This window comes from Leifsonia shinshuensis (assembly GCF_013410375.1).
In the GTDB taxonomy this organism is placed as follows: domain Bacteria; phylum Actinomycetota; class Actinomycetes; order Actinomycetales; family Microbacteriaceae; genus Leifsonia; species Leifsonia shinshuensis.
The window spans coordinates 2,797,986-2,813,126 of sequence record NZ_JACCFL010000001.1; the positions used below are offsets into that span (position 1 = coordinate 2,797,986).

22 protein-coding genes are annotated in these 15,141 nt (G+C 66.0%); 16 read left to right on the forward strand and 6 right to left on the reverse strand.

Annotation, left to right across the window (positions count from 1 at the left end; translation table 11 throughout):
* Positions 1 to 55: 55 nt before the first annotated feature.
* Positions 56 to 430 (reverse strand): hypothetical protein, encoded by a 375-nt coding sequence (locus tag HNR13_RS13580; protein WP_343063558.1) that lies wholly within the window; start codon positions 428 to 430, stop codon positions 56 to 58.
* A 282-nt stretch (positions 431 to 712) separates the two neighbouring features.
* On the opposite strand from HNR13_RS13580, the gene HNR13_RS13585 reads away from it, so the two are divergent.
* The 6 genes from HNR13_RS13585 (at position 713) to HNR13_RS13610 (ending at position 3,985) form a co-directional block, all read left to right on the forward strand.
* Positions 713 to 1,120, forward strand: coding sequence for a hypothetical protein (locus HNR13_RS13585; RefSeq protein WP_179606549.1), 408 nt, complete (start codon positions 713 to 715; stop codon positions 1,118 to 1,120).
* 71 nt (positions 1,121 to 1,191) lie between these two features.
* Complete coding sequence (locus HNR13_RS13590) at positions 1,192 to 1,464, forward strand: hypothetical protein (RefSeq protein ID WP_179606551.1); 273 nt, start codon at positions 1,192 to 1,194, stop codon at positions 1,462 to 1,464.
* Positions 1,465 to 1,541: 77 nt separating this feature from the next.
* A complete protein-coding gene (locus HNR13_RS13595; RefSeq protein WP_246312771.1) occupies positions 1,542 to 2,132 on the forward strand; it encodes an RNA polymerase sigma factor in 591 nt (196 codons plus the stop codon).
* The gene (locus HNR13_RS13600) at positions 2,132 to 2,647 is read left to right on the forward strand and encodes a hypothetical protein (RefSeq protein ID WP_179606555.1); all 516 of its coding nucleotides are present in this window, start codon (positions 2,132 to 2,134) and stop codon (positions 2,645 to 2,647) included. The genes HNR13_RS13595 and HNR13_RS13600 overlap by 1 nt, the downstream gene beginning before the upstream one ends.
* Before the next feature lie 169 nt (positions 2,648 to 2,816).
* A complete protein-coding gene (locus HNR13_RS13605; RefSeq protein WP_179606557.1) occupies positions 2,817 to 3,353 on the forward strand; it encodes a hypothetical protein in 537 nt (178 codons plus the stop codon).
* Positions 3,353 to 3,985, forward strand: a complete 633-nt coding sequence (locus tag HNR13_RS13610) for a PASTA domain-containing protein (protein WP_246313105.1) — start codon at positions 3,353 to 3,355, stop codon at positions 3,983 to 3,985. The genes HNR13_RS13605 and HNR13_RS13610 overlap by 1 nt, the downstream gene beginning before the upstream one ends.
* Before the next feature lie 180 nt (positions 3,986 to 4,165).
* Here the strand turns inward: HNR13_RS13610 and HNR13_RS13615 are convergent, their stop codons facing one another.
* The 3 genes from HNR13_RS13615 to HNR13_RS21885 form a co-directional block, all read right to left on the reverse strand.
* Positions 4,166 to 4,999, reverse strand: a complete 834-nt coding sequence (locus tag HNR13_RS13615) for a hypothetical protein (protein ID WP_179606561.1) — start codon at positions 4,997 to 4,999, stop codon at positions 4,166 to 4,168.
* Between the two features lie 17 nt (positions 5,000 to 5,016).
* Positions 5,017 to 6,420: a DUF2510 domain-containing protein gene (locus HNR13_RS13620; RefSeq protein ID WP_179606563.1), complete on the reverse strand. Its 1,404-nt coding sequence runs from the start codon at positions 6,418 to 6,420 to the stop codon at positions 5,017 to 5,019.
* A gap of 549 nt (positions 6,421 to 6,969) precedes the next feature.
* Complete coding sequence (locus HNR13_RS21885) at positions 6,970 to 7,104, reverse strand: hypothetical protein (protein WP_281369283.1); 135 nt, start codon at positions 7,102 to 7,104, stop codon at positions 6,970 to 6,972.
* On the opposite strand from HNR13_RS21885, the gene HNR13_RS13625 reads away from it, so the two are divergent.
* Complete coding sequence (locus HNR13_RS13625) at positions 7,103 to 7,723, forward strand: TetR/AcrR family transcriptional regulator (RefSeq protein WP_179606565.1); 621 nt, start codon at positions 7,103 to 7,105, stop codon at positions 7,721 to 7,723. The genes HNR13_RS21885 and HNR13_RS13625 overlap by 2 nt on opposite strands.
* Here the strand turns inward: HNR13_RS13625 and HNR13_RS13630 are convergent.
* Together HNR13_RS13630 and HNR13_RS13635 are read right to left on the reverse strand one after the other, a co-directional pair.
* Positions 7,692 to 8,945 (reverse strand): MFS transporter, encoded by a 1,254-nt coding sequence (locus HNR13_RS13630; protein WP_218881231.1) that lies wholly within the window; start codon positions 8,943 to 8,945, stop codon positions 7,692 to 7,694. The genes HNR13_RS13625 and HNR13_RS13630 overlap by 32 nt on opposite strands.
* Positions 8,921 to 9,298 carry a nuclear transport factor 2 family protein gene (locus HNR13_RS13635; protein WP_179606567.1) on the reverse strand — a complete coding sequence of 126 codons (378 nt, stop codon included), beginning with the start codon at positions 9,296 to 9,298 and terminating at the stop codon, positions 8,921 to 8,923. Before HNR13_RS13635 ends, HNR13_RS13630 begins: the two co-directional genes overlap by 25 nt.
* 189 nt (positions 9,299 to 9,487) lie before the next feature.
* Between HNR13_RS13635 and HNR13_RS13640 the strand changes: the two genes are divergently transcribed.
* The 9 genes from HNR13_RS13640 to HNR13_RS13670 all read left to right on the forward strand — a co-directional run bounded on the left by HNR13_RS13640 (position 9,488) and on the right by HNR13_RS13670 (position 15,007).
* A complete protein-coding gene (locus HNR13_RS13640) occupies positions 9,488 to 10,405 on the forward strand; it encodes an NADP-dependent oxidoreductase (protein ID WP_179606569.1) in 918 nt (305 codons plus the stop codon).
* 29 nt (positions 10,406 to 10,434) lie between these two features.
* Positions 10,435 to 10,875 (forward strand): GNAT family N-acetyltransferase, encoded by a 441-nt coding sequence (locus tag HNR13_RS13645; protein ID WP_179606571.1) that lies wholly within the window; start codon positions 10,435 to 10,437, stop codon positions 10,873 to 10,875.
* A 5-nt stretch (positions 10,876 to 10,880) separates the two neighbouring features.
* Positions 10,881 to 11,015, forward strand: a complete 135-nt coding sequence (locus HNR13_RS21890; RefSeq protein ID WP_281369284.1) for a hypothetical protein — start codon at positions 10,881 to 10,883, stop codon at positions 11,013 to 11,015.
* A 7-nt stretch (positions 11,016 to 11,022) separates the two neighbouring features.
* The gene (locus HNR13_RS13650; protein ID WP_179606573.1) at positions 11,023 to 11,355 is read left to right on the forward strand and encodes a hypothetical protein; all 333 of its coding nucleotides are present in this window, start codon (positions 11,023 to 11,025) and stop codon (positions 11,353 to 11,355) included.
* A gap of 23 nt (positions 11,356 to 11,378) precedes the next feature.
* Complete coding sequence (locus tag HNR13_RS21290) at positions 11,379 to 11,609, forward strand: NAD-dependent epimerase/dehydratase family protein (protein ID WP_218881232.1); 231 nt, start codon at positions 11,379 to 11,381, stop codon at positions 11,607 to 11,609.
* Between the two features lie 53 nt (positions 11,610 to 11,662).
* Complete coding sequence (locus HNR13_RS21295; RefSeq protein WP_218881233.1) at positions 11,663 to 12,139, forward strand: SDR family oxidoreductase; 477 nt, start codon at positions 11,663 to 11,665, stop codon at positions 12,137 to 12,139.
* A 312-nt stretch (positions 12,140 to 12,451) separates the two neighbouring features.
* Positions 12,452 to 12,802: a hypothetical protein gene (locus HNR13_RS13660; protein WP_179606575.1), complete on the forward strand. Its 351-nt coding sequence runs from the start codon at positions 12,452 to 12,454 to the stop codon at positions 12,800 to 12,802.
* 548 nt (positions 12,803 to 13,350) lie between these two features.
* A complete protein-coding gene (locus tag HNR13_RS13665) occupies positions 13,351 to 14,595 on the forward strand; it encodes a hypothetical protein (RefSeq protein WP_179606577.1) in 1,245 nt (414 codons plus the stop codon).
* Between the two features lie 100 nt (positions 14,596 to 14,695).
* A complete protein-coding gene (locus HNR13_RS13670) occupies positions 14,696 to 15,007 on the forward strand; it encodes a hypothetical protein (protein ID WP_179606579.1) in 312 nt (103 codons plus the stop codon).
* Positions 15,008 to 15,141: the final 134 nt, after the last annotated feature.

A 15,141-nucleotide genomic window follows, 5' to 3' on the forward strand; every position in this document is an offset into this window, starting at 1 on the left:
CGGGCCAAGCAGCTGGACAGGTATCAAGAGGGATGTTCGACGTTGTGGCCTTCGTTCAGCCGAGAATGACGACGACCCCGAGGACCGTGAGCAGAGCAGAGACAGGTGTCATCGTCAACCTTTCCTGCGGGCTGCGTGACAGGGCGTTCATCACAGTGCCGAACGCCAGGTACGCAACGATAACCCAGGCCAGAATCGTGACGAGCAGCGCCGGAAGCGGGCCAGCCTGCAGGATGAAAACGACAGCGAAGATGGTGTACAGCACGATCGCTCCGGCGCTCGCGACGCGCCGCTTCGCCGGGAGCACCCGGTCGGAGCCACCCCAAGCGAAACGACCAAACGGCGCCCCAAGAATCAGGGCGAGCTGGAACAGAGCAAGCGCGATAAGCGCGATGCACAGCAGAACGACGGCAATGGCGACGATGGGCACCTCCACAACATATCGGCACCGGTCAGGAAACGGCTGCGGCGCGAGCAGGACATCCGTGGGCTGACGCACTCAGCCGCCCGAAAGGCATTCGGCGCCGTGGACGAGAACGTAACATCGACGGGAACCGCTCCCAAGGTCGCCGCGCAGCAGCCGGCGCGAAGCAAACCAGAGCAACGCGTCAGATCTTTCCGCGGTTCGCTGTACTGCGGCGTCGCCGGCGGGTGTGCACTCGCTGCGTAGCAACGATGCCGCCGCATCGTAGCGAATGCGGCCGACGGGGATATGCGCGAACTGGCAGACTTCCATGAAACCGATCGGGGGATCGAAATGATGTTGTTCGGACCTGAACGACCAACCGGCAACACCGACCGCGAACCGGAGGAAGTGCAGCGCGCGGCCGTCCACGCCGTCGGCGCGCTCGGACTCTTAGCCGTCCCGCTCATTCTCATCTTCAACTCGCTGCTGACCGCGTTCCGGAGCTGGGGTGTACAGGACGAGGCGGCGCGGGCCGCGATCGACGCGAAAGCGTTCCCGTTGATGGTCGCGGCGGGAATCGTCATGGCCGTCGCCGCCGTCGCAGTGTTCATCCTCCGAGGGTTTGTCCGAAGCCGGTTCATCGGCGGGAACATCTGGGTGGTCATCGCCGTGCTCGCACTGCCAGTCGCGTGCTACATCGCCGCGGTCGGCTGATACAACCTCTGAGCAGCTGCTGCCGCTCGCAGGGCTGACGGAGCCCACGAACCGGCCGATAGAGTCCGGGGATGGAAGCTGACGTCCGAGCGAACCTCATGCAGCGCCTCGAATACCTGAAAGCGATGAGGGCCGCGCGGGAACGCCTCCCCGAAGTCGCGGCAGTCATCGCTGCGGCGGAGTCCGATGAGGACGCGCTGGCCGGCATCCGATCAACGCTCGGATGCTCCGAAATCGCCGCAAGCGTCGTCTACAACATGCAGCTGCGGAGACTGCGGGTACGGCCCCAAGACGCCCTGACCGCAGAGATTGCGGAAGTCGAACAGCTACTCGAGGACGGGTAGGGCGACTAAGCGTCGAACAGGCCCGCGCAGAGTGAAACCTTTCCGCGGCGACTGGACATTACATCAGCATGGAGAGCATGGACGGTCTCACCGACGCAGAACTCCGGTCCCGTGTCCGAGCCGGTGACGGCGCCGCGTTCGGTGTCGTCTACGACCGGCATGTCCACCGGGTGTTCGGGCTCTGCCGGCGAGCGGCCGACTCCGTCGACGCGGCCGACGACCTCACCGCGCTCGTCTTCCTCGAAGCGTGGCGGAACCGGTCACGTGTTCGAATCGTCAACGGGTCGATCATCGGGTGGCTGCTTGTGACCGCCGGGTACGTCGCCCGCAACCACGCCCGTGCGGAACGTCGCTACCGCCGGTACCTGACCGCGGTGCCGACGGCAGAGCATGTACCGGACCCGAGCGACGAGGTTCTCCACCGTCTTGATGTGGAAGCGCGAACCCAGCGGGTCCAGCGAGCGATCACCAGGCTTAGCGCACGCGACCAGGAGGTGCTGACGCTCTGCGTCCTCGAGGAGCTGCCACTCGCCGATGTCAGCGGCGTGCTGCGGGTTCCGCTGGGAACGGTGAAGTCCAGGCTCAGCCGCGCGAAGGCACGGCTCGCGCAGCTGCTGTCCGAACCTGCCGGCGACCAGCCGGCGCGAACCGTCGAAGGGGGAATCTGATGCCCGCCACCCAGCAGGAACGCCGCGCAGCCATCCGGGAGGCGCTGGTCTCCGTCGCCGAGAAGAACACCTCGGCGAACCGCCGAATGCGGAACGCCCGGCGTGCGTGGATTCTCATTCCCGCCGCCGCAACTGCTGTCGCACTCACCGCTGGAGCGCTCGTGTTCGCTCAGTACGCAAACGTCACTGACAGGAGCTCTGTCGCATGTTTCGCCCGACCGGAACTGAACCCGTTCGGTGGTTTCCCGGGCACCCCCGCGGCGGTCGCCGACGAGAATGGCAACGGCCCGGCGTCGATCGATGACGCGCGAGCCCTCTGCGCCGACCTGTGGGCTCAGAACATCCTCGACGCGGGCACCCCGAGCGGGACCGCATCGAAAGACGCGTACGACCGCAGCTTCTCTCACCCCGTTCCGCCGCACCTTGCCGTGTGCATGATGGGCGACGGAACCGCCGCCGTGGTCCCTGGTGATGACACGGTCTGCGCGAAGCTGGGGCTGGCGGTGAAGCGTTAACTCGTGCCAGCAGTACCCGGCGCTGACGGCACGGGTAGAACGCCGGGACAGAACGGACCTTCTCGCTCCCCGGATACTCACGCCTCACAGCGAAGTGGTTCCCGCCAACCGACGGCGTCCCGCGTTCTGGGGCTGGGCCGACCTTTCCGCTTCTTCATAGTCTGAGTGAATGCTCAGATTCGCCGCGCCAGCTCGCACGCTGACTGCATTTGCCCTCGTCATCGCTCTCGCAGGCTGCACAGCCCAATCCGTTTCCGACGCGACGTCTCAGATACCCACGAAGACCGCCACTGCATCCCCTACACCGCTGCCGACGCCGACTGTCATGACGTTGGAGGAGTCCGCCGCCGCTTACAAGGCCGGGGCGTGCCGTGTGAACGCGCAGGGGCAAATGTTCAACCAGGTGTGGACATCGGGCTCTGGTGACATCGGCGCCCTCCGACAAGCGGCTGCGACAGCGAGGGACGCCATGTCCACAACCGCCACCGCACTCGACCAAGGCAAATGGCCGGAAGAACTGAGAGCCGACATTGCGCTGGTCCGAGACGCCGACTTCGCACAGGCATCTATCCTCGCTCAGATCGCGACCGCGCCGAACTGGGATTCGGCGATGACCAATGCCTTCCCCGCCCTCACCGAGGCGTCGGCCGCCAGCCAGCGCCTCCGCTCCCGACTCGGTCTTCCAGCCGACCCATCGGCGTGCTGATGTACCGCCGCCTTCTCGTCGCCACCGCGGTGCTGCTCTCAGTTGCAACAACCGCTGCCTGCTCAAACACTTCAACACCTTCGACACCAACAAGATCTGTCGTAGCCGAATCGGTAAATGTCCCTGACGTAGTTGGGCTGACACGTTCCGCCGCGCGGAAGACGTTGCAGAACCGAGGTTTCGCTGCAGTGGACGGGAGTCTGGCCGCGACTGGGACCGATCCCAAGGTCACCGCACAGGAACCTGCGCCGGGCAGTAGAGCGGACCAGGGGGCCGTCGTGTCGCTTAAGTTTGCCGAGGACACCATCGCAGCAACGTCGCCCGCAGTTCAGGAATCCTCCCTGGTGCAGAAGATCAAAGCGCAGTTCCCGGGGTACCCGGTGGTAGTTTCGGTCGCCAGCGTCGACTCGCGAGTCTCGTACTGGTCCGGGCTCGGCGGGTCATCGGTAACACAGCTCGTCGCCGTGGCGCCAGGAGTGTACGAGGCATACAACCCGGCAGTACCCGACCTGAACCTTTACGTTGACTCCGGCCCGGTGATGGGTGACTGCATCCTCATCAAGGCGACGTTCCCCGACCGAGGCAGCACCTGCTGGGATGGCGTGCGAGCCGGCTCCGATGAGCCGAAATAGCTGATGTGAGCGCGAGGCGTTGCCGTCTACGTTCTTCCAACGTAGCGGCCGGTACGGCTGGAGACAGGGTGAAGAGGCGGTTGGCGTGGAGATCACGCCCCTTCGTGCATCGCTGATGGGTTGGCAGCGGGCTCAGCTGTGGAACGCGACTCAGCGCGCTCGAGACGCCGACAGCGCGCTTTACGGCGTTCCGCGTTGTGACCGAGCGATACCGTCAGCGGCCACCCGGAGTGCAGTGACGTCATGAACGGTGGGCCCGTACCCGTCAGCTTCACTGATCAGGAAGCTCCTGGCGGCGCTGTCACGGTCGGCGACTCTGCTGCCGCGGGACGTCCAGAGATCCGTCGCAGCGAGCTCGGCGGCCAATTCAGCAAACCGACCTTGGAGCGTCATGTACGTGGCAATAGCGTTGTCTTGCGCCCTGATTGACGCGCGAGCGACTACTCGGGATCGCAGCACCTCATCGTCTACATCAAGAAGTGATTCCACGAGTGCGGATCCAACGGCGCGGCGCGTGTTGATGCTGGCGGCACGGAACTCGGGGTGAGCTTCTAGCTGGTCGACCAAATGGGTGGTCCGAGCTTCCTTAGCAGAGCGTTCCTTATCGAAGCGTTCTCGCCGGTCGATCTCGTTCACGACCAGCAGCTGGTTCAGCCTGCCTCGCCAGTCCGCAGCTGCGTAATAGGCCAAAGTGACTGCGCCGTGGATCCAGTAGACACCAACCGTGTCCACATCGCCGACTTGATCATCGAAGATCCGGATCACCTCCGGGTCGAGTGGCCCAGCCGATGCCTCCACGGCTTCTTCAAGCTCGTCGCGATCGAGACGAGTGGTGGTGATGGTCGCGAGAGGCGTGAACGATGCCGATACGAGTTCGATGAGGTCATCGACGGTCGTGGATTCCTCATCCAGCGAAATCGCCGGCTCCGCGGCGAAGATGGCCTCCATAACACGCACACCACGCGCGGACAGACCCTCACGGATACGGTCAGCCAGCTCGCCCAGGTCGGTCACGAGCCGAGCCTAGCGTCCTAGCCGCCGAGTTTCGGCTGGGCGGCGCGCACCTGCGCCACCGTCTGCTCAAGTTCGTGAATGAGCTCGTCCCGCCGTCCGGTGAAGTCGGCTTGGGCCAAGGTGATCGTCATCTGCAGATCGAATGCGTAGCCTGGCTGGTATTGGAGCAAGGTCACTTTCTGACGGTTGCTGACCGCGATGGCCAGCTGGCCGGGCGCCGGCCAGTCCACACCAATCAGCTTGGCGAACAGCGACTCCCGGCTTTGCTTCTGCCCGAGGAACAACAACCTCGTCGACGTCACGATCAGGCTCCCTTGATCAACCGCCGTCGCCACGGTGGTGCGGTCGACGTGACCCTTCGTAGCTCCCACCGAGTACCGGACGGAGCGACCGCCGATCTTCGCGACCGGGATGCTCAGACCCTGATGGCCGCTGGTCCACGAGGTCTGCACCCGGTCCTCGATGAGCTGAACCGGGAATGACTGCCACCAGGTCTCCCCCGCCTTCAGCATGACGGGAGCACCGGCCGCTGAGGGCTTCTCGTCGCTAGCGAACCGGAGCGCGCGCTCGGCAATCGATAGGTCCGAACGCCACGACGCGAGACGCTTCTCCAGCTCTTCTGTTGCTTTCCTCAGTTCGCGGGCGTCCCGCCGCTGCTCGCGCGGAGACTTTCGCTCAGCAGCGACCGGGGTCAGCGCCGCGGTCCGCTGCCGATCCAATTCCCCCACCGACCTCGCCGCAGGAACCGTCAGTGCCGTAGACGTCGGCGGGACGACCTCGGGTCGCTCCCGCTTCGCTTCCCTCATGAGCGTGGCTGTTGCCTCTGGCTTCACCACTTCCCCACGCGCGGCCGCCTGCGCGAGAGGGATCTTCGGCCGAGCGGCTGCGACAGCATCAAGCATCCACAAGTGAAAGTCCGACCAGTCGTCGCGCATTGACTCCGGGCCGCCGGGAAGCACAATCGTCCACGGGTCCAGGTAACGGCCTTTCGGCTCAGCGGCATCACCGGTGACGAAGATCCGAAAAGCCCCGTTCCGCCACACGCCAGGCGGCTCGTACGTGATTGCGTCGATATTGTGCAACGAGAGCTCGCGCGACTTGCCGCGGAGAGTGAATGTGACCGTGTCACCGTTCACGGTGACACGACCGTTGCGCGTCTTCGCCTCACGGACAACCGGCGCGGTGACCGATGCCGCCTCAAGGCCGTCGTCGTGCGTCGACAAAGCGGCGTCTGCCGTGGTCCCCGCGAGCGGAGACACCTGCGACGACATCGGCGGCTCGGTGGAGATGAGATGAGGCTGCTCAACGGTCGGCACGCTCGGGAGGGGCGCGTAGTGTGCCGTCCAAGCCGTGCCGTCCCACCACCGCAGCTGACCTTGGCCATCCGGGTACCACCCGGCGGGCGCGTTCGCATCACTCACGGCATTCAAGCTACAACCGGCCAACCAGCACCGCCGTCACCCATTCGGAGGGCACCGCACATGCCCAAGCCGGGGGTTGAGGTGGCAGAGCCCGAAAAGCGACAGCCACATGGCTAGCTCGCTCGCTAGCTAGCTAGCTAGACAGCGACATGGCTAGCTCGCTCGCTCGCTCGCTAGCTAGGCAGGCGGTGTGGCTACTAGCTAGCTAGCTACAAACACGAAGGCATCGCCGAAGTTCATAGACTCTTTGGAGGTAGTGAGAATGATGCCTTGCGTCTCCAGAACAAGAGACTCAAATGCCAAACCGGGTCGAGATCCGAAGATCCGTCGACTCAGCCTTTGTCCGCACGAAAGCAGCACCGCGCCCCTACGATCTCATCCCCCGTCGGCGGGTCGTCACGTCACGCCGACGCCACGCGCTCGCACCGGTGCCGCTTCACGGTTCGCCACGTCCCGCGCCGCACCGCTGCGACCCGCTCTATGTCACGCTGGCGTCGCGGCGCGGCGATCCGGCCGCTGGACGTAGCGACCCGCCCAGCTGTTGCGCGTTCACAGCGGCTGGCCGTCCTGTCCGAACTCAGCGATCCGTTGCTCCGTGCCCCAGAGCCGCGGGTCGGTCCCGACCGCGACCCGAGTTCTTGAACTGACCGACCAGGCCCAGACGTAATATGAGGTGGTGTCCATGACAGCCGAACCGCCCCTCGCGCGCCTCACCGCGCGAGGGGCTGCCACGCGGGAACGGATCGTCACTGCGGCAGCGGACCTGATGTACGTGCGCGGGGTCGGCGCCACCACGTTGGATGACGTGCTCGCCGCGAGCGGTGTCAGCAAGTCACAGTTGTACCGGCACTTCGCGAACAAGGACCAGGTCGTTCGCGCGGTGATCGACCTGATGGGTGAGCGGGTGATCCAGCGCGAGCAGGATGCGCTGGGCCGCGTCTCCACGATCGCGGGCCTGCGCCGCTGGCGGGACGCGCTCGTACAGAACAACGCGCTGCGGCACGGCGCCTACGGCTGTTCTCTCGGCTCCTTCGCGTCCGAGGTCGCTGATCACGATGATGTCGCACGCCGGACGCTGATGGCGCTGTTCGCCGAGTGGAAGGATCTCATCGCCGGTGCGATCCGCCGGTTGCAGGAGAACGGCACCCTCGCGCCGGATGCGCCGGTGGAGGATCTCGCGACCGGCCTGCTTGCGGCGCTGCAGGGCGGGTACCTGCTCGCTCAGACCGCGGGCGACGTGGCGCCGATGGCGACGTCGCTCGACATGGCGCTCACGCATATCGAGAGCCTTTCGACACACTGACCAGCTCCGCGACGGGGTTCTTCGCGAACGCCGTCGTGTAGGCCGTGCCGATCAGTGCTAACACCGCGTAGCCGACGGCTATCTGCGGCACCGAGACCACAGCCGAGAGTTTCCCGGCGATCAGGCTCGGGATGGTCGCACCGGTGTAGCTGAGCAGGAAGATGACGGTGAAGATGGCCGCACGCTCCGTGATGTTGCTGCCGGACACGAGGCCGTGCGTCACCGCGCTTATCGCGATGCCCTGCCCGACGCCGGCGACGATTGTCGCCACGAGGAACAGCGGCAGCGCTCCCGTCGCGTTCGCCGTGATGAGCCCGGCCCAGCCCAGCAGGAACGCGGCCATTCCGATCCGCTGCGCCGTGGCCGGTTTGAAGCGGTGTCCGACCGGCGCTCCGAACACGCTGGGGGCCATGTAGGCGGCGAAGACCAGCCCAAGGATCAGCGGACTCTTGGTGTGCAGTTGGTCCTCCACCAGCGCGGGGACGAACGCCTGGTAGAACGCGCCCGTGGCCCACGTCGGAAGGATCACCGCCGCGGCAACCGGCAGCAACGGCCGGACCTGGGGCGGCACCCTCACGCTCGGCCGCAGCGAGCTCCAGACGAACGACGCCTTGGTCACGGTCTCCGGGCTGAGGACGATCAGCACCGCGGACATGACCAGGAGCGCGATCGCGACTAGGTATGCCAGCTGCCGCGGCCACGGCGCGAACTGCACGAGCGCACCGGAGCCGATGGCACCGACGGCGAGCCCCAGCATCACGGTCTGGCTCGAGGCGACCGATGCCAGCCACGCGGGTCGCTTCGGGGCGGTATCCACGATGTAGGCGGCGAGGCTGCTGCTGGCCATGCCGGCGCCAAGCCCCATGAGCAGGCGACCGGCCACCAGCACGCCGATCGCGTGCACGTTCAGCAGCACCACGCATCCAGCGACCAGCACCGCGAGAGCGGTGACCGCGGCAGCCCGTCGGCCCACGTAGTTCGAGAGTCGGCCGAGGACGAGCAGCGTGCCGATGGTTCCGACCGAGTACGCCACCACGGTCAGCGCTATCGCTCCGTTCGTGAAGTGGTCCTGCGCCCGGTAGATGTTGAACAGCGGGATCGTCGATCCGACGGCCGCGAACGCCGCGATCAGGGCCACGACCGCCGAGACGAAGGCGAACAGCAGCCTCGTCTCGGGGCGGCGTTGTGCGTCCGCCATCAGGACCCCGGTGCGATCGCGCACGCGGAGATGCAGTACCAGGAGCCGTCGCGCTTCTGATAGGCGTCCGTGTACAGCGCCTCCTGCACAGAGCCGTCGCTGACGAGTGTGTAACGAGCCCTGCCGTGGATCAGTGCCACATCCCCGAACAGCCGCACCCGCGACTCCAAGAGGGTGAGTCCGGTGAAGGGGCGTGGGCCAGCGATGTACCGGAGGTACTCCTCTCGGTTGCGGGTGACGCCTGGTGTCTGCACCACGAAGTCGTCCGCGAGCAGGGTCTTGAACCGCTCGGCGTCGCTGGCCTGGTCAGCCGCGTTGTAGTCGAGATTCAACTGCTCCAGAATGGCGACATCATCGGTGATCTGGTCGATGGTCATGAAATTCCTCCATTTGTCGACCCGTTCAAAACGGGACTAATTCGTCCAGTCTATGCGCCTAGCAATTGGCCGTTGACACATCATTGGACTATTTCGTCCCGTTTGTGCTTACCATGTTCCCAGATTCGATCAGAAGGTCGAACCTAGAGACAGGAGCGGCCGCGAGGTCGCAGTGCAGGGAGGTGCCTGATGAAGGCAGTAGTGGTGACCGACCAGGCCGAGGGTGCGGCCGGCATGAAGCTGACGGAGCGTCCGCAGCCGAAGCCCGCGATCAACGACGTGCTCGTCGAAGTGCACGCCGCAGGGTACGTCCCGACCGAGATCGACTGGCCCTCCACGTGGGCCGACCGCGCGGGCAAACCCAAAACGCCCTCCATTCTTGGCCACGATCTCGCCGGGGTCGTCACGGCTCTCGGTTACGGCACCACCGGGCTTAGCATCGGCCAGCGCGTCATCGGGATTTCCGATTGGCACCGCGACGGCACCCTCGCCGAGTACGTCGCCGTCGAGTCCCGGAACCTCGCCCCGCTTCCCGGTGACATGGACTTCACTGTCGGCGCGAGCCTGCCCATCTCCGGACTCACGGCCTGGCAGGGCCTGTTCCAGCACGGCCGCCTCCAGGCGGGGCAGACCGTCCTCGCTCACGGAGCCGCGGGCGCGGTGGGCACGATGGTCACCCAGCTCGCTCGCGAGGCCGGCGCGTATGTCATCGGCACCGGCCGCGCCGGCGACCGCGATAAGGCGCTCGACTACGGCTCGCACGAGTTCGTCGACCTCGAGAACGAGGACCTCGAAGACCTCGGCAAGGTCGACCTGGTCTTCGATGTCATCGGCGGCTCCATCCAGGAGCGCTCGGTCCCGCTGATCCGTCCGGGCGGGACCCTGGTCACCATCAACGGGCTCGGCGACATCCGCCCGGAGGAAGGGCTCGCTGTCGACTTCGTCGTGGAGTCTGTGCCCTCTCAGCTCACCGAGATCATCCAGCGGGTCCGCGACGGGCGCCTGCGCACCAACATCGGCACCATCGCCCCGATCGACGACGCGATCGCGGCCCTCAACCCCGCCCAGCGGCGCAAGGGCAAGACCATCATCACCTTCCGTCCTTGAATCTCAGAACTCCCCGGAGGCAAGAACTCATGAGCACCTCGAACTTCGAATACCCCGACGAAGCCGGCTACCCCGACGGCATCGGCACTCTCACCCAGGATCAAGTGACCCTCATCGAAGAAGTGAACACCGACGACCATTCCCCCACCATCAACTTCTTCGTCTCCAACAACGAAGAGATCTCCACCTACGAGGCCATCTCCGGCGACACCGTCATTGGCGGCCTCACCTACAGCCTCACAGGCACCAAACGCGTGGTTCTCATCGCAGCCGCGGTGTTCCCCGAGTACCGAGGGCAAGGCGTCGCCACCGAACTGATCCGCCGCGTCCTCGACGACATCCGTGACCGCGGGAACACGGTCACGATCCTCTGCCCCATCGTCTGGGCATTCATCGACCGCAACCCCGAGTACAACGACCTCGTCGACCCGACCCTCCCAGGGCTTCGGAAGACCCGACCCGAGAGCTGACGGGCATGACGCTCGAAATCACCGGCGCCGCCCGTGCCGAGAACAACGCTGCGCTCATCGCCCGGAATCCGGCCTATGCCAACCGCATCGACCGGGTGCATCCTGGAGACGGCGCCGGCGTGCGCCGGTCTGACAGGTGATCACGCTATGAGCACGAAAAAGCACAAGGCGGCGCAGCACTTCCCCGTGATGGACGGCGCGCAATCGGCGCCCCGCGAGGACCAGATCGCGGGCATCGTCCAGCGCGTCTGGGCCGACTCCCGGGTCTACCACCAAGACGTCGAAGTCCTCCTCCGCGAATGGCTCACCGCGGACCACTGCATCGTCACCGAAGCCGAGTTCGCGGCCCTCGCCGAGAAAGCGCACAGCGAATTCGAAAAGATCGCAACACCTGATGCCTCCGGCGCACCGGCCTGCCCCGCCTATTCGCTTGTCGAGTGCGTCTACTGGGACGTACAAGCGCTCGAGCGAACCGCCTGAGAGCCTCGACGAAGGAGCCCCCGATGAAAGTCGTAGTCGCCGGCGGTACGGGACTCGTCGGCGCGAAGGTCGTGGAGAAGTTAAGAGCCGCCGGCCACGACGTTGTCCCCGCGTCCCGCCGAACCGGAGTGAATCTGTACACCCGAGAGGGCCTCCCGGAGGTCATGGACGGGGCCCAGGTCGTCGTGGATGCATCGAACTCCCTCTACACCGACTACCAGGGCGCTCTGGACTTCTCGAGACCGAGACGCTGAACCTTTTGACCGTCGGTGCCACATCGGGGGTGCGCCATCATGTCGTCCTGTCTGTGGTCGGAACCGACCGACTCGCCCGGGCCGGCGGCCGATACTTCCAGGCCAAGGCCCAGCAGGAGCGGCTGGTCACCGAGTCGGGGGTTCCCCACTCAATCGTCCGCTCGACGCAATTCTTCGAATTCGTCCGGGCCATCGCAGACTCTGCCACACGGGCCCAAGTCACGCGTGTGGCTGAGGCGCTTGTCCAGCCAATCGCCGCGGCGGACACTGCGGCCGCTGTCGCCGACGCCGCGACACAAGCACCGCGCCAAGGAATGATCGAAGTGGCGGGCCCCGACGAATTCCGTCTGGGAGACCTGGTTGAACTGGAGTTGCGCTGGTCGCGCGACCCACGAGAAGTCAGGGCCGAAGCGGAACGAGAATACTTCGGCACGCCCTTGCAACCTCGCGATCTGCTCCCCTCAACCGACGCGCGACTCTACTGGTCGCATTTCACCGACTGGCTAGACCGACGCACGCGATCCGACTGACCCTCTGAGACGAGAAGTAGGTATCAATGGCGCCGGTGCGCACCCCTCTTCCGACCAGATCAGACGGCACGAACTAGTGTGAGAACCACCTACAAGGAATGAGGTACGACGAAGCTCCGGCCGCCAACCGGTTCTATTTCGGTAAGACTGCTTCCGATCTGTCCTGTCGCCAGACAATTCCAAGATCCGAAGTACCAAGACTCCAGGCCCGCCCTCGTGGCGGGCCTCTTGCGCTAAATGGGCCGAGCCAACCGAGCGGAGCTCGTAACGCGTCGCTCGGGTGCAACCGCCACCGGCGTGTAGCCTCAAACTGTGGTGGAGAGAATCGGTGCCCTGCTCGACCAGCTCATCGACCGAGGAGTCAACCAGGAACTCAACGCTTGGGGTGCCGCCCACGGGTTGCCGCCGTTAGCATGGCAGATGTCGCTGGCAGATGACGTGACGATCGAGGGAACCGACCCCAACGGACGCGCTGCCCCTGGCGCAGGAGAGTTCTGCGCACGATGGGCGGACCTGCTCGAACTGCCAGAGATGGACCCCTTCGGCCCTAACGAAGGTCTCATCAGCTGGCGCGGACCCACCGATGATGGGAAGACCATCGAGATCTACGCAATCACAGACGTGGAGCTCTACAACTCCGCCTACCCGGACGACCTCGTCTAGAGACATCACGCCGGCGGGGCGTGACCGCGCTTTGACACCGGGTGCTCCGCGGGGCCGGGCAGAACGGCGGCTACCTCGACGGGAAGCGGCGGCGTGTAGAGAGCGATATGAGGCGTCGACGATTCGCAAACGAATCGCACAATGGGTAGCCAATCTCAGAGCTTGAGCTGAATCCGAGCACGAACTCCACCCCACTCCCAGGAACCCCGACCACCGCGCACAACCAGCCACCTCCGCCACCTGGTCGGGGCGTTACCGCCACGCCTTCGCATCGCCACCCGAATCGCAGCCGCAGAACGACTCGCCCCGCTCCGTCACGGACCGACACCGCCCCGCCGCGATACGAACCCCGTCACCGCCTCGAAACGGTCCGTAGGCAAGACGAAAGCGAGCCGTTTGGGCGAGCGTCAGCGAGCCCTGCCCACCCCTTAGTCGGTCACTCCTGTTTGGCTGCCGCACACCACGTTCATATGAGGTCCCGACGGACGGCGCTTCGCGCCGCCGATCGGTCCCTCAATGTACTGGTTTCCAAGCATCAGGAGGTCACCTTGGCCGTTCAGTTCACCGACCACCACACAGCTACCGTCAGCACAGACCTCGCCGGCCTGCTTCGTCCCCAGCTGGACGTCACCGGCCGCGCGGAACAGGGCCCTCGCCCTGCCCTGCTCCGGGCGCTCTGCGCTGGCCTGTCGGCCTCCCACTCCACGACTGCGATCCGCCGGGCTATCGCACTCGTCGGCTCGCCGGAGCAGATCGAACTCTCCTCTTCCCGCCCGGCCTGGTCGGCCCTCGTCCGCACGGCCAAGGCGAGGGTGGAGGACCAGTCATCGGATGCCGGCCGAGACCGCAACCGATTGGCCACAGCCAGGGTCACTGTTGCACGGTGCTCGTCCCCGCTGGCCGGCGGGACGATCTCGCCGCGACGGGAGGCGATGTGTCGGCGCGCGTTCGCGGTCATCGGCGTCCAGCTCTGCACGCTCGGGTTCGACAAGGTCGTGGTCTCGTCGGCGTGGCTTGGCCTGCAACTCGGCCTCACCGAGGACGCAGCAAGGCTGGTCATCCGCAGCCTCGTCAACGACCTCCGCTGGCTCTCCCCCGCCGGCAGGCGTGGACGCGCCGGACGATACCGATTCCGCACGCTCGAGACCGAGGATCTCCGCCAGCGCGCGTGGCTTCACTCAGACACCGTGAACGAGCTGGGTGCCGGGACCGCCGATACAGCGCTCGCGCAGGTTCTCATGGCCGCGGGGCACCCGGCCCTCTCCTACGGCGAGCTCACCACGCAACTGTGGATCGCCTGGCTCCACCAGGCCGCCGGCGTCCCTGACGACTCAACCCTCGGCGTCAGCATCAAGCCCCGACGATCACAGTTGCGCCGCTCCCCCGTCACCGGCGGCGGCCTCGACCTCCTCGACCAGCTCGACGAGCAGGCGGCACGGGACTCGGCGTTTGCTGCCCGCGACGCCGCCGAAGCTGCGTTCCGCCAGCGCGCTGTGGAGACTGCGGCTCGCCTCGCCGCGCATCGTGCCGCCAGCGCGGAACGCTACCGTCTCGTGAAAGCCGCTCGCGCCGCGGTCCGTGCCGTCATCGACACGACCGGGCTGCCGCCCGCGGACCGGGAGGACGCGCGGAGATGGATGGGTTCACTCACCGCCGCGGTTCGCGAGCACCCGTGGACCGAACAGCTGGCTGCTGAGCTGCGGACGACGCTGACCAAGAGGGGATGGTCGGAGGCGATGGTCGACGCGGCCATTCAGCATCTCGAACGGGTCGTCGGCTCGGCGGCAGCGTAACGGTAAGGGGCGGGGCGCTACCGTTCCGGCCCGCACCGCATCCGTCTCGGCCACCGTCGCACTGATACCGACCCGGGAGACGGCACGCTGGGCAGCTCGGATGCGCGCCGCGCTGGAGGAAACGAACCGGAAACGGCTCGCCGCGGTTCGGGAGCAGCGGGCGGCACGTATCGACCGGGCTCGGCGCGCACGCGAAGAGGCGCGGCCCGTGGTCGCGGCGCTGCTGAAGCGGGTCGGTGACTTGCCGTCTGCGGTGGAGCGTGATGCGGGTGCGCGATGGGTGCAGGCGGCGCGAGCGCATCTCCGTGAACATCTGCCGGGTGTCTGGCCGCTGCTCGTCCGGAAGATGGCTCAGGCGGGGTGGACGGATGCGATGATCGAGACGGCAGCGGACCTCATCGTTCCGGCATAGCCTCGGTCATGAATGCACTCGAGGCGGGGTTGCCGCTCGGGGATAGCCCAGGCTGCTGGCGCGCCGGATACGAATACACAGAGCAGCCGTAGTGCCGATGATTTGCGCTCCCCCCGTTCGCAGGATTGCGAGAC

Bases quoted from the DNA above. Each gene is read 5' to 3' on its own strand.
- HNR13_RS13585 (WP_179606549.1), top strand. From the start codon at position 713: ATGCGCGAACTGGCAGACTTCCATGAAACCGATCGGGGGATCGAAATG.
- HNR13_RS13590 (WP_179606551.1), top strand. From the start codon at position 1,192: ATGGAAGCTGACGTCCGAGCGAACCTCATGCAGCGCCTCGAATACCTG.
- HNR13_RS13595 (WP_246312771.1), top strand. From the start codon at position 1,542: ATGGACGGTCTCACCGACGCAGAACTCCGGTCCCGTGTCCGAGCCGGT.
- HNR13_RS13600 (WP_179606555.1), top strand. From the start codon at position 2,132: ATGCCCGCCACCCAGCAGGAACGCCGCGCAGCCATCCGGGAGGCGCTG.
- HNR13_RS13605 (WP_179606557.1), top strand. From the start codon at position 2,817: ATGCTCAGATTCGCCGCGCCAGCTCGCACGCTGACTGCATTTGCCCTC.
- HNR13_RS13610 (WP_246313105.1), top strand. From the start codon at position 3,353: ATGTACCGCCGCCTTCTCGTCGCCACCGCGGTGCTGCTCTCAGTTGCA.
- HNR13_RS13625 (WP_179606565.1), top strand. From the start codon at position 7,103: ATGACAGCCGAACCGCCCCTCGCGCGCCTCACCGCGCGAGGGGCTGCC.
- HNR13_RS21885 (WP_281369283.1), bottom strand. From the start codon at position 7,104: ATGGACACCACCTCATATTACGTCTGGGCCTGGTCGGTCAGTTCAAGA.
- HNR13_RS13635 (WP_179606567.1), bottom strand. From the start codon at position 9,298: ATGACCATCGACCAGATCACCGATGATGTCGCCATTCTGGAGCAGTTG.
- HNR13_RS13640 (WP_179606569.1), top strand. From the start codon at position 9,488: ATGAAGGCAGTAGTGGTGACCGACCAGGCCGAGGGTGCGGCCGGCATG.
- HNR13_RS13645 (WP_179606571.1), top strand. From the start codon at position 10,435: ATGAGCACCTCGAACTTCGAATACCCCGACGAAGCCGGCTACCCCGAC.
- HNR13_RS21890 (WP_281369284.1), top strand. From the start codon at position 10,881: ATGACGCTCGAAATCACCGGCGCCGCCCGTGCCGAGAACAACGCTGCG.
- HNR13_RS13650 (WP_179606573.1), top strand. From the start codon at position 11,023: ATGAGCACGAAAAAGCACAAGGCGGCGCAGCACTTCCCCGTGATGGAC.
- HNR13_RS21290 (WP_218881232.1), top strand. From the start codon at position 11,379: ATGAAAGTCGTAGTCGCCGGCGGTACGGGACTCGTCGGCGCGAAGGTC.
- HNR13_RS13670 (WP_179606579.1), top strand. From the start codon at position 14,696: ATGCGCGCCGCGCTGGAGGAAACGAACCGGAAACGGCTCGCCGCGGTT.